Source organism: uncultured Prevotella sp., from assembly GCF_946407605.1.
GTDB lineage: Bacteria > Bacteroidota > Bacteroidia > Bacteroidales > Bacteroidaceae > Prevotella.
Genome location: NZ_CAMJOS010000030.1, coordinates 30,921 through 43,350 on the forward strand (window position 1 = coordinate 30,921; position 12,430 = coordinate 43,350).

Sequence of the window (12,430 nt, forward strand, 5' to 3'; positions counted from 1 at the left end):
ATTACCAGAAGTAATAGTAGAATGCGGCGGTGAAGCCCAGGATGATAACCGTGTGGATAACATCCCACTTGTTCCAGCTGGCACGTGTGGCAGCACGCTGTTCTGGCGTAGAGGTGCCGAATACCAAGCCCTGGATCTTCTTCTCGTCGGGAGCCTCGGTGATGAGAGACACGACGATGACAACCAAGCAGCAGACAACCAGCATGGCGCCGCAGAAGAACAGCCAGTTGAAGTCATAGAACACAGCCTTGAACCATGAGTCGGCAGCGTCGGTGGCGTTGCTGTAGTACACCTTGGCACCCAGACGGGTGAGACCGATAATGATACCTGAGAGCAAGCCCCACATACCACCCTTGGCAGAAGCACGCTTCCAGCAGATACCTAGCAGGAAGGCAGAGGCAATACCAGGAGCAAGCACAGACTGAACGTCCTGCAGGTAGTTATAGAGCACGTTGCCTACAGAGCGCATGATGGGAATCCACAGGATGCCGAGGATCACGATGACAACAGTGGCAATCTGACCGATGCGCACCAACTGCTTCTCGGGAGTCTCGGGCTTGAGGCGCTTCCAGAAGTCAATGGTGAACAGCATGGCTGAAGAGTTGAACAGAGATGCCAGTGAAGACATCAGGGCTGCCAGAATACCGCAGACCACCAGACCCTTTACACCAGCAGGCAGCAACTTGGCCACGAGGGTGGGGAAGGCAGCGTCGGGGGTAGAAAGCACGAATACCTCGCCGTTGGGCAGGGTAACACCCTTGGTGCTCATGGCGAATGCAATCATACCGGGGATGAGGAATAGGAACACGGGCAGCAGCTTCAGATAAGCACCGAAGATGGTACCACGGCGAGCCTCTTTCTCGTTCTTACCAGAGAGTACACGCTGAACGATGTACTGGTCGGTACACCAATACCAGAAACCGATAACGGCAGAACCGATGAGGGCACCCAGCCAAGGATAGTTGGGGTCGCGGTTGTCGCGGATGAGCGAGGTCATCTTGTCGCCATACTCGTTGGCGTCAACAGCACCGCAGATAGACATCATCTGATCCCATCCGCCCAGAGCCTTGAAGCCCAGCACGAGGATGATGAGTGAACCGAGGAGCAGGATAGGAGTCTGGAGCACAGAGGTGTAGAGCACGCTCTTCATACCACCGAAGATGGTGTAGAGGGCAGTGATGAGCACCAGGCCGATAGCGGCAATCCAGAAGAAGTCGATGCCCCACAGCTCTTCGATGCCAAACACCTGCTGGAACACCAGACCACCTGCATAAACCGTTACAGCCACCTTGGTGAGCACGTAAGAGATGAGTGAGATGACAGAGAGAATGGTGCGGCTCTCCTTGTTGAAGCGACGCTCCAGGAACTCAGGCATGGTGTAAACCATACTACGCGTATAGAAAGGTACGAACACCCAACCCAGAATCAGAATCATCCAACCCTGAATCTCCCAGTGGGCCATAGCCATACCTGACGAAGCACCAGCGCCAGCGAGTCCGATGAGGTGCTCGGAACCAATGTTTGATGCGAAGATTGATGCACCGATGGCAATCCATGTTGCATCCTTACCACCCAAGAAATAGTCTGCAGAGTTGTTGTTCTTCTGACTGACAACCCACAGCACAATGCCAATAAGCGCTATTGCAAATACGCCAATGACAAGCCAATCTAAAAATGCCATAAATAGTAGTTTTTTAAGTTATTATTGTTTTACTTTCTGTTTTTCCACATCTTGGTCATGTCCTCCAAAGTCTTACCCTTGGTCTCGGGCACCATCTTCCATACGAAGAGGGCAGCCAGCAGACAGATGAGGCCGTAGAGACCATAGGTGAACCAGTGTCCGAAGTCATCGCCGTCGGTGAGGTGCATGTTGAACATAGGCACGAAGGTCGAAGAAACGATGAAGTTGAAAATCCACTGGAAGGCCACGGCGATAGCCACAGCACCGCCACGAATGGTGTTGGGGAATATCTCGGCAATGAGCACCCAGGTGATGGGGCCCCACGAGAACATGAACGAGGCAGAGTAAATCAGCAGCGATGCAGCGGTGACTAAGGCCAGACTGTCGTTACCGAAGGTGATAGCCACGCCGATGGCACCCAGCGCCATACCCAGCGAACCCGAGATAAGCAGCGGCTTGCGGCCCCACTTCTCCACGGTGAATACAGCCACGAGTGTAAACGAGATATTGATGATACCCATAAACACGGTCAGCATCATAGGATCGTCCATACCCATATCGCCAAAGATACGCGGAGCGTAGTACAGCACGGCGTTGATACCCACAGCCTGCTGGAATACTGACAGCATGATACCTACGAAGATGCAAACGAAGCCATAGGTCATCAGCTTCTCGGTCTTCACCACCATGGTGTCCTTGATGTCCTGCAGAATCTGCTGGGCCTTGCTGCTGCCGTTGATTTTCGACAGAATGCCCAGAGCCTTCTGGTCCTGACCAATTGATACAAGATAGCGTGGGGTCTCGGGCACGAAGCAGATAAGCAGGGCGAAGAGGCCTGCGGGCACTGCCTCACTACCGAACATATAGCGCCATCCGGTTTCCACTGTCCATACCGCTTTTGGATCAAGAGAGGCTAGAGTCTTTCCCATTTCTTCTACTGCTGGTTGGATGTGGTCGCCTAGGATGAAGAAGTTGACGAAGTAAACCACCAACTGACCAAAGATGATGGCAAATTGGTTCCAAGAAACCAGCATGCCACGGATGCCAGAAGGAGCCACCTCGCCGATATACATCGGGCAGATGGCAGAAGCCAGACCTACGCCGACACCACCGATGATACGGTAGAAGTTGAACATCAGTGCCAGCGAATAAGAAGGCTGTCCATACTCAAAGAACAAGAACTCAGGATCCATCGAGCCGAGGGCTGAGATGAAGAAGAGAATACCGGCGATGATCAGTGACTTCTTACGTCCGAGGTTCGTGGCGAGGAAGCCTGAGAGAGCCGAGCCGATGATACAGCCGATGAGGGCCGAGGCAGAGGTGAAACCGTGCCAACCGTCGGTGTAGTCAAAATCATTTGCTGTTTTGAAAAACGCCTGGAGTCCCTTTTCTGCTCCAGAGATGACGGCAGTATCGTAACCGAACAGGAGTCCGCCCAATACTGCTACCATGACAATACTTATCAAGTAGCCTCTGCTACCATTTTCGTTCTGTGCCATAATTGTCAACTGTCAACTTTCAATTACTTCGTTGAGAACTTATAGGCAGCGTGGCTGTAGTACTTCTCACCAGGATTCAGCACAGGACTTGCCCACTCAGGATGGTTGGGGCTGTCGGGATACTTCTGACTCTCCAGACAAACGCTTACGTGCTGGGGATATTTCTTACCCAACTTGCGAACCACGTTCTCCTCGCCGTCAACACCCTGGAAGTTGCCGCTGTAAACCTGTACACCAGGCTCATTGGTAAACATCTCCATGAAGATGCCGGTCTTGGGGCTATAGAGAGAAGCACAAACCTGTGTGTCGTCGCCGTTGGTGTTCAGACACCAGTTGTGGTCGTAGCCGTGAGCATTCTTAATCTGATAGTACTCAGAGTGGATGCTGTCGCCTACAGCGTGAGGTGTGCGGAAGTCCATAGGAGTACCCTCAACAGCGAGGATCTTGCCAGTAGGCATGTAGCTCTCGTCGCTCTCGGTGAAGCTGTCTGCATTGACATAGAGTACCTGGTCGTAAGCAGGGTTCTCCAAGTCGCCAGAGAGGTTGTAGTAGTTGTGGTTGGTCTGGTTGATGATGGTTGGCTTGTCGGTCTCAGCCTCCCAGGTGATGTCGAGCGTGTTGCCGTTGACAATCTTATAAGTGGTAATAGCCGTCACGGTGCCAGGGAATCCGTTCTCGCCGTCCTCGGCCACGATGGTCAGCTTCAGCGTCTGATCGTCAATCTGCTCGGCCTTGTAAACCTGGTTCATCCAACCTGTATCGCCACCACCGTGCAAACAGTGGTCGCGTCCGTCGTGCTTGTCGTTCTGCTTCAGCTGTATGGTGTCGCCATTCAGCACGAAGCGACCCATGTTGATGCGGTTGGCATAGCGTCCTACGCTTGAGCCGTAGTCGGTAGTCTTCTCCATGTACTGGGCAATGTTGTCGAAGCCCAGAACGACGTCAACCAGCGAGTCGTTCTTGTCGGGTACCATCAGCGATACCACGCGTCCGCCGTAATTGGTGATGCAAACCTCCATGCCCTTGTCGCCTTTCAGCGTGTAGAGCTTCACGGTGTCACCATTGACAACAGTGTCAAACTTGGCAGGGTTAAGGCCCGAAGCCGTTAATTCTTGTGCGGCAGGCATGGGGTCGCACGACATCATTGTGAATGCCATCATGGCACTCAGTCCCAAGAAAGATGCTTTTAATGCTTTCATTGTAGTTTTTTGGGTTAAAAAATTAAACTTTTAGTTATTGCTTCGAAATTTGGGTGTAAAGTTACAACTTTTCCCTGAAACTACCAAATTAATTAATAAGTATTTTGCGTTAAGGTGTAATTTTAACACAAAAGAGGCCTTTCGTTGTCTTGCTGAGTAGAAAAAATGCATGTCAACGCTATCAACATTTGGTGGAATGAAAAATAAGTTGTACCTTTGCAGGCGTATGAAACAGATTGTAGTCAAAGATAGTGAATTGAGCCGTGCTGCGATGGAGGGTATGGACGCCTTCCTTCAGGTGTTTATCGACGCCCTTCGCCAGGCTGTGGGTGGTGAGCCGACAGCCGAGACGATGCAGGAATTGAATGCCGACCAGATGACGCTGCTCTGCTGGGATACGTTGCATCAGGAGGTGATGGATGGTGGTTTTATCCAGCTGATACACAATGGGTATGGCCCCTTTATCTTCAAGAATCCCTTTGCCAAGGCTTTGAACAAATTATGGCACATGCGCGACCTCTCCAAGATGCTCTACGAGGTTCACACCCTGTGGCTCGAACATCGTGAGGCGCTTGAGGCCGAATGCTCTGATGAGGCTTTCATGGCACTCTTCGAGCAGTATCCGCAGTTCGACGACTACGACGATATGTTCGTTGAGAACGAAGAGCAATGGACGGAGCAGATAGCCCGTTATGTGGACAACAACATTGAAAAATTTGCAGTAATAGAATGAACAAACAGCAAGAGGAGCTCCGTAAGAAGAGTCCCGTACAGATAAAAAACAAGAAGGCGTCGTTCGAATACTTCTTCATCGAGGAGTTCACGGCAGGCCTCGTGCTCACGGGTACAGAGATAAAGTCTATCCGTGCCGGCAAGGCTTCGCTGGTCGATACCTACTGCACCATTATCCGTGGCGAGTTGTGGGTCAAGGGCATGAGCATCAGTCCTTATTTCTACGGCTCGTACAACAACCACGAACAGAAGCGAGACCGTAAGCTGCTGCTCACCCGTCGCGAGATCAACCGTCTGGAGAGTGCCACGAAGCAGACGGGCTACACCATCGTTCCAACGCTGGTTTTTATCGATGAAAACGGGCGAGCCAAGATGGATTTGGCGCTTTGCAAGGGTAAGAAAGCTTTCGACAAGCGTCAGACGTTGAAGGAAAAAGAAGACCGCCGCGAGATGGATCGCGCCATGAAGGTTTACAAATGATACGCAACGAAATACAAAAACGAGTACTAGTGTTGGATGGTGCCATGGGCACCGTCATCCAGGAATATGGCCTTCAGGAACAAGACTTCAGGAAAGGTCTTTTTGAAGATATGCCTGGTCAGATGAAAGGCAACAACGACGCCCTGAACCTGACGCGCCCTGATGTGATTCAGGATATCTTCGAACGCTATCTGAAGGCTGGTGCCGACATTATCTCTACCAACACATTCAATGCTCAGCGCATCTCGCAGGCCGACTATCATCTTCAGGACTTTGCCAAGCAGATGAACATCGCCTCGGCCCGAATGGCTCGCGAGGCTGCCGACCGCTATTCCACACCCGACCGTCCACGTTTTGTGGCAGGTTCTGTGGGCCCCACCAATAAGACCTGTTCTATGTCGCCCGACGTGTCAGACCCTGCCCGCCGCGAGCTGACCTACGACGAGCTCTACGACGCCTATCTCGAGCAGATGGAAGGCCTGATAGAGGGTGGGGTGGATGTCATCCTCATCGAGACCATCTTCGACTCGCTCAACGCGAAGGTAGCTGTCGATGCAGCCGTCCATGCCCGTGGTGAGCGCGATATTCCCATCATGCTGAGTGTTACCATCAGCGATGCTGCTGGTCGCACGCTGAGTGGTCAGACCCTCGATGCCTTCCTGGCCAGCGTGTCGTCGTTCCCCATCTTCAGCATCGGCCTGAACTGCTCGTTCGGAGCCCGTCAGATGAAACCCTACCTGAAAGAGCTGGCCCGCAGGGCCCCCTATTATATCAGCGCTCATCCCAATGCCGGACTGCCCAACTCGTTAGGACTCTACGACGAGACGCCTGAGACGATGGCGCCGCAAATTGCCGAATTCATCGACGAAGGACTGGTGAATGTCGTGGGTGGTTGCTGTGGCACAACGCCCGATTTCATCGCAAAATATGTGCCGCTGACGGTAGGCAAGCAGCCTCACCAGCCAGCGCCGAAGTCTGAAAGCATGCTGTTGAGCGGCCTCGACTTATTAGAGATCAAATCTCCCTTCACCCTTGACCTACGGTCTAGTCTGCTCACGCTCGACAATGACCAAACGAGTTTGTCATTGCTCTCGCTTAATCGCAGCCTTCACCCTTCACCCTTCACCCTTCACCAATCACCTTTCACCCTTCACCCTTCACCCTTCACCAATATAGGCGAACGCTGCAACGTGTCTGGCTCGCGCAAGTTCCTGCGACTCATCAAGGAGCGCAACTACGAGGAGGCGCTGCAGATAGCCCGCAAACAGGTGGATGATGGCGCATTGGTCATCGACATCAATATGGACGATGGTCTGCTCGATGCCAAGGCCGAGATGGTGACGTTCCTCAACCTCATCGCCTCAGAGCCCGAGATAGCCCGTGTGCCAGTGATGATCGACTCCAGCAAGTGGGATGTCATCATGGCAGGACTGAAGTGCGTGCAGGGCAAGAGCATCGTCAACAGCATCTCGCTGAAAGAGGGCGAGGAGGTGTTCCTTAGTCATGCTCGCGACGTGCTGCGCATGGGTGCTGCCGTAGTGGTGATGTGTTTCGATGAACAGGGACAGGCCACTACCTACGAGCGTCGCATCGAGATTGCGCAGCGTGCCTATAAGCTGCTGACCGAGCAGGTGGGCTTCCCACCACAGGATATCATTTTCGACCCTAACGTGCTTGCCATCGCCACGGGTATGGAGGAACATAATGCCTATGCCCTCGACTTTATCCGAGCCACCGAATGGATTCGCACGAACCTGCCTGGCGCTCATGTCAGCGGAGGCGTCAGCAACCTGTCGTTCTCGTTCCGAGGCAACAACTATCTGCGCGAGGCCATGCATGCCGTTTTCCTCTATCATGCCATTCAGAAAGGCATGGACTTCGGTATTGTAAATCCTTCATCGAAAGTTACTTATGATGATATTCCGAAAGAACAGCTTCAACTTATTGAGGATGTTGTTCTGAACCGCCACCCTGAGTCTGCCGACCAGCTTATGGAACTGGAAGATACTACCCAGAAGACCGATGAAACGGGCGAAATCAGAGTGCTTAGTCTCGAGGAGCGACTGCAGGAGGCTCTGATTAAAGGAATAGGTACCAACCTCGAGGCCGACCTCCATGAAGCCCTTGAGAAATACCCCCGTGCTGTCGATATTATCGAGGGTCCCTTGATGGCAGGCATGAACGAGGTGGGCCGTCGTTTTGGCGAGGGTAAGATGTTCCTGCCGCAGGTGGTGAAGACGGCACGCACCATGAAGCAGGCCGTCGAGATTCTGCAGCCTGCCATAGAAGCCGGTAAGACCGATGAAACCGCACAATCTGGCTCTTCAGGCAAGAAAATCCTCCTGGCCACCGTCAAGGGCGACGTTCACGACATCGGCAAGAATATCGTAGGTGTGGTCATGGCCTGCAACGGTTACCAGGTCATCGACCTCGGCGTGATGGTGCCTGCTGAGCAGATTGTTCAGAAAGCACGTGAGGAGCAGGTCGATATGATTGGGCTCTCAGGACTCATCACTCCCAGTCTTGAGGAGATGGTCAACGTAGCGCGAGAATTAGAGAAGGCCGGACTCAATATCCCCATCATGATAGGCGGTGCCACCACCAGCGAGCTGCATGTGGCCCTGAAGATTGCGCCCGTCTATGGCGGTCCTGTGGTGTGGCTGAAAGATGCCTCGCAGAACCCGTTGGTGGCCCAGCGCCTCATGGCCGACGCCGCTCTCTACTCCGAGGAGCTTAGTCAGGAATATGCGCAGATGCGCAAACATTATCAAGAAGAGCAACGCCAGCTGGTGTCGCTCGAAGAAGCCCGAAAACGAAAGAAAAATACGAATAACTAGAATATGAGAAAACTGTTTTTATTATTAGCCTTGCTGCTGACGATGAGCGTCAGCGCACAACCTAAGAGAGAGTTTCGTGGCGCGTGGATACAATGCGTCAACGGACAGTTTCAGGGCATGGGAACACAGAAGATGCAGCAGACCCTGCTGTATCAGCTCGACGAGCTGCAGAAAGATGGTGTCAACGCCATCATCTTCCAGGTGCGTCCAGAGTGCGACGCCCTTTATCAGAGCAGTCTTGAGCCCTGGAGCCGTTTTCTCACAGGACAGCAGGGCAAGGCGCCGTCGCCCTATTGGGACCCTCTGCAATGGATGATTGAGCAATGTCACCAGCGTGGCATGGAGCTGCACGCATGGATCAACCCCTATCGCGCCAAGACCAAGGGCACCACCATGCTGGCCACCAGTCATGTGGGCATCCAGCATCCTGAGCGTTGCTTCACCTACGACGACCTGCTCATCCTCAACCCCGGCATTCCCGAGAACCGCGACTATATCTGCGCTGTGGCCAAGGATATCGTCACACGCTACGATGTCGACGGCATCCACATGGACGACTATTTCTATCCCTATCCCGCAGCGGGACAGACCATCCCCGATGACCAGCAGTACCGCCTTTACAATAACGGCATTCAGAATCGTGGCGACTGGCGCCGCTATAACGTCAACCTCTTCATCAAGCAGTTCTACGAGACCGTCCACGCCGCCAAGCCTTGGGTCAAGGTGGGCATCTCGCCCTTCGGCATCTATCGCAACAAGAAGAGCTCGGCCATTGGCAGCAATACCAACGGCCTGCAGAACTACGACGACCTCTATGCCGACGTGCTGCTGTGGGTCAACAACGGCTGGCTCGACTACTGCGTGCCTCAGATCTATTGGGAGATAGGCAACAAGGCAGCCGACTACGACACCCTTATCCGCTGGTGGGACCAGTATGCTGGCGGTCGTCCCCTCTTTATCGGCGAGGACATTGAGCGCACGGTGAAGGCCACCGACCCCAAGAACCCCAGCCAGAACCAGCAGCCTGCCAAGCACCAGCTTCACCAGCAGATGCCGCATGTCAAGGGCACCGTGCTGTGGTATGCTAAGGCCGCTGTCGACAATACCGGCAACTACGGCACCATGCTGCGCAACAACTACTGGCGCTATCCCGCCCTGCAGCCCGAGATGCCCTTCATCGACAAGAAGACCACCAAGAAGCCCCGCAAGGTGAAGCCCGTGTGGACCAGCGACGGCTATATCCTGTTCTGGACAGCCCCTCGTGGCAAGCAATGGAACGAAGTCGCCACCAGTTATGTCGTCTATCGTTTCGACAAGGGCGAGCGTGTCAACCTCGACAACCCCTCTAAGATTGTCGGCGTGACCTCCAACACGTATATGAAGCTGCCCTATAAGGACGGTTCTCAGAAATACGTCTATGTGGTTACCGCTCTCAACCGCCTGCAAAACGAGAGCAAGCCTGTGAAGAAGACTATCAAGTTGTGATCTATCATAAAAGCTTATGAAAAAACTAATCCTTTTACTATTAACCACCTTGTTGCCTCTGGCAGCGAGCGCCTACGATATTGAGGCAAGGAATGCTGATGGCGATACTATCTTTTACAACTTTATAAATGATAGTACCGAGTTGGCGGTTACGCTCTGTGATGAAAGAATCAGTTCCGAAGAAAGGAAATACTCGGGCGACCTCGTCATCCCCGAGGAGGTGACCTTTGATAACAAGACCCTGAAGGTGACAGCTATTGGCAGCAAGGCGTTCGATGGCTGTTCTAAGCTCACCTCTATCGCCATCCCCAACAGTGTCACCACCATTGGCGACTATGCCTTCTGGCATTGCGACACCCTCGCCTCTATCACCATCCCCGCCAGCGTGGTGAACATTGGCTATCTGGCGTTCCTGCATTGCGAACGTCTTACCTCGATAGCGGTGGAGCAGGGGAATGAGCGTTACGACTCGCGCAATGATTGTAATGCCATCATCCTCACGGCCAGCAATAAGTTGATTAAGGGATGTAAGGAAACCATTATCCCCAGCGACGTGACCATTATCGACGACTGGGCCTTCGGCTATTGCGCCGACCTTGCCTCCATCACCATCCCCGAGGGTGTCACCAATATTGGCAATAGTGCCTTCACCTGGTGTACTGGTCTTACCTCGCTCACCATTCCCCAAAGCGTCATGAATATTGGTGAATGGGCGTTCCTGCATTGCTCCGGCCTGGCTTCTATCCAGGTGACGGCGGGTAATACGAGATACGACTCCCGCGATGATTGTAATGCCATCATCCTCACGGGCAGCAATAAGTTGATGACTGGTTGCAAGAACACCACTATCCCCAGCGGCGTGACCAGCATCAGCGACTGGGCTTTCGGCTATTGCACAGACCTCACCTCTATCGCCATCCCCGACGGCGTGACCACCATTGGCGAGTGGGCCTTCGGCTATTGCGCAGGTCTCACCTCCGTCACCATACCCAGCAGCGTGACGAGCATTGGCGACTGGGCCTTCTCAGGCAGTTATAGCCTTGCCTCCGCTGTCGTCCCCAATAGCGTGACGCATCTTGGCGTTGGCGTTTTCGATGGCTGCGCCGCCCTCGCTTCCGTCACCATCCCCAATGGCATTACCACTATTGGCGACCATCTGTTCCAGGATTGCGCCGCCCTTACCTCCGTCACCATCCCTGACGGCGTGACCACCATTGGCAGTTACGCCTTCTGGGGCTGTTATGGTCTCACCTCCGTCACCATCCCCAATAGCGTGAGGATCATCGGCGAGGAAGCTTTCTGCGGCTGTTATGGTCTTTCCTCCATCGACATCCCTCATGGCGTTGATAGCATAGGCGAGGGCGCTTTCTGGAAATGTTTCGCCCTCACCTCCGTCACCATCCCCCACAGCGTCACCGCCATTGGCAACTATGCCTTCTTCAGCTGTACTCATCTTACCTCCGTCACCGTTCTTAATCCTACGCCAGTCGCCATTACCCGCGATGTGTTCTCCAACCGAATGCACGCCACGCTCTATGTGCTTAAGAGCGCCAAGCAAGCCTATCTCAACGCCGATTATTGGTATGAGTTCAAGGAAATCGTGGAATTAGACGAAACCGGAATTCTCAATTCTAAATTCTCAATTCTAAATTCTCAATTCTCGATTCTCAATTCCATCGACTCCTGGCATAGCCTCGATGGACGCAAGCTCCAAGGCAAGCCCACGAAGAAGGGACTCTATATCCACGGAGGTCGCAAGACAGTGGTGAAGTAGAAATCTGTGCTATCTGTGCTATCTGTGTGACTTAAGAATCCGGGTACATTATATTTTACATTGGCCTCTTGAAGTAACATGCATAACAACCGGAGTACTGTTCTATAACACTTACAAGTTCCCAACCATCATAACCATGGCGATTAAGCACGTCTATACCGTCTTCTTGTTCGCTATTAATAAAAACACGAGAGTATTCCCATTTAGTCATAATTTCTTTCGTTTTAGGTTTTACTTAAGTTATATTTTTCTGCAAAGATATAGAAAATTTCGCTTATAACAAATAAAAGGAGGAGTATTTTTATTTTTGATGTTATTTTTGAGGGGGTGACAATACATATACATTATTATAATTATGGCTAATTATTCTAATTCGTTTCTTATAAAAAAATGAAGTGCACCATTTCTGATGCACTTCATTTCTGTTTCCCTCTTACATTGCAATAGGTCCATGCCCCATGCAAGAGGTTGTACCCAGCGCAGTTAGCGCTGCTGTGAGGATGCTCACAATCACCTGAATAATGGTCTTCCAACTTTCTTTCTTCATAGCTTACTAAATTTTTTAATGGTTCATGATTCATGGTCGCTCGGCTTCGCCGCTTGGCTCGTCCAAGAATGGTTATTGGATATAGGTGGGCGGGTGGGGCCCCTTTAATCATAGGGGCAAGCCCCTATGCTAGGTTATTTAACCCCTTCGGGGCCCCTTGGTCTATTCTCTTTGACCTACGGTCTAGTCTGCTCAC

The 12,430-nt window shown here is 52.5% G+C and carries 10 protein-coding genes; 5 read left to right on the plus strand and 5 right to left on the minus strand.

The window, feature by feature from the left end:
• Position 1: 1 nt before the first annotated feature.
• The 3 genes from Q0R57_RS11640 to Q0R57_RS11650 are packed head-to-tail and all read right to left on the minus strand — an operon-like array spanning position 2 to position 4,379.
• Positions 2-1,681, minus strand: a complete 1,680-nt coding sequence (locus tag Q0R57_RS11640; RefSeq protein WP_294747780.1) for a sodium:solute symporter — start codon at positions 1,679-1,681, stop codon at positions 2-4.
• A 29-nt stretch (positions 1,682-1,710) separates the two neighbouring features.
• Positions 1,711-3,180, minus strand: coding sequence for a D-xylose transporter XylE (gene xylE / locus Q0R57_RS11645; RefSeq protein ID WP_294747782.1), 1,470 nt, complete (start codon positions 3,178-3,180; stop codon positions 1,711-1,713).
• Between the two features lie 23 nt (positions 3,181-3,203).
• Positions 3,204-4,379, minus strand: a complete 1,176-nt coding sequence (locus tag Q0R57_RS11650; protein WP_294747785.1) for an aldose epimerase family protein — start codon at positions 4,377-4,379, stop codon at positions 3,204-3,206.
• A 226-nt stretch (positions 4,380-4,605) separates the two neighbouring features.
• On the opposite strand from Q0R57_RS11650, the gene Q0R57_RS11655 reads away from it, so the two are divergent.
• From Q0R57_RS11655 to Q0R57_RS11675, 5 genes are read left to right on the plus strand one after another with little or no spacing between them, the layout of a single operon-like run.
• Positions 4,606-5,112 carry a DMP19 family protein gene (locus Q0R57_RS11655; RefSeq protein ID WP_294747788.1) on the plus strand — a complete coding sequence of 169 codons (507 nt, stop codon included), beginning with the start codon at positions 4,606-4,608 and terminating at the stop codon, positions 5,110-5,112.
• Positions 5,109-5,591 (plus strand): SsrA-binding protein SmpB, encoded by a 483-nt coding sequence (gene smpB / locus Q0R57_RS11660; protein ID WP_294747790.1) that lies wholly within the window; start codon positions 5,109-5,111, stop codon positions 5,589-5,591. The genes Q0R57_RS11655 and smpB overlap by 4 nt, the downstream gene beginning before the upstream one ends.
• Positions 5,588-8,428: a homocysteine S-methyltransferase family protein gene (locus tag Q0R57_RS11665; RefSeq protein WP_294747793.1), complete on the plus strand. Its 2,841-nt coding sequence runs from the start codon at positions 5,588-5,590 to the stop codon at positions 8,426-8,428. Before smpB ends, Q0R57_RS11665 begins: the two co-directional genes overlap by 4 nt.
• A gap of 3 nt (positions 8,429-8,431) precedes the next feature.
• Positions 8,432-9,913 carry a family 10 glycosylhydrolase gene (locus tag Q0R57_RS11670; protein WP_294747796.1) on the plus strand — a complete coding sequence of 494 codons (1,482 nt, stop codon included), beginning with the start codon at positions 8,432-8,434 and terminating at the stop codon, positions 9,911-9,913.
• 16 nt (positions 9,914-9,929) lie between these two features.
• A complete protein-coding gene (locus Q0R57_RS11675; RefSeq protein ID WP_294747799.1) occupies positions 9,930-11,687 on the plus strand; it encodes a leucine-rich repeat domain-containing protein in 1,758 nt (585 codons plus the stop codon).
• 55 nt (positions 11,688-11,742) lie between these two features.
• Here the strand turns inward: Q0R57_RS11675 and Q0R57_RS14765 are convergent, their stop codons facing one another.
• Both Q0R57_RS14765 and Q0R57_RS11680 read right to left on the minus strand, forming a co-directional pair.
• Complete coding sequence (locus Q0R57_RS14765; protein ID WP_366516858.1) at positions 11,743-11,898, minus strand: hypothetical protein; 156 nt, start codon at positions 11,896-11,898, stop codon at positions 11,743-11,745.
• Between the two features lie 222 nt (positions 11,899-12,120).
• Positions 12,121-12,234 (minus strand): smalltalk protein, encoded by a 114-nt coding sequence (locus tag Q0R57_RS11680; RefSeq protein ID WP_294745044.1) that lies wholly within the window; start codon positions 12,232-12,234, stop codon positions 12,121-12,123.
• Between the last annotated feature and the right edge of the window lie 196 nt (positions 12,235-12,430).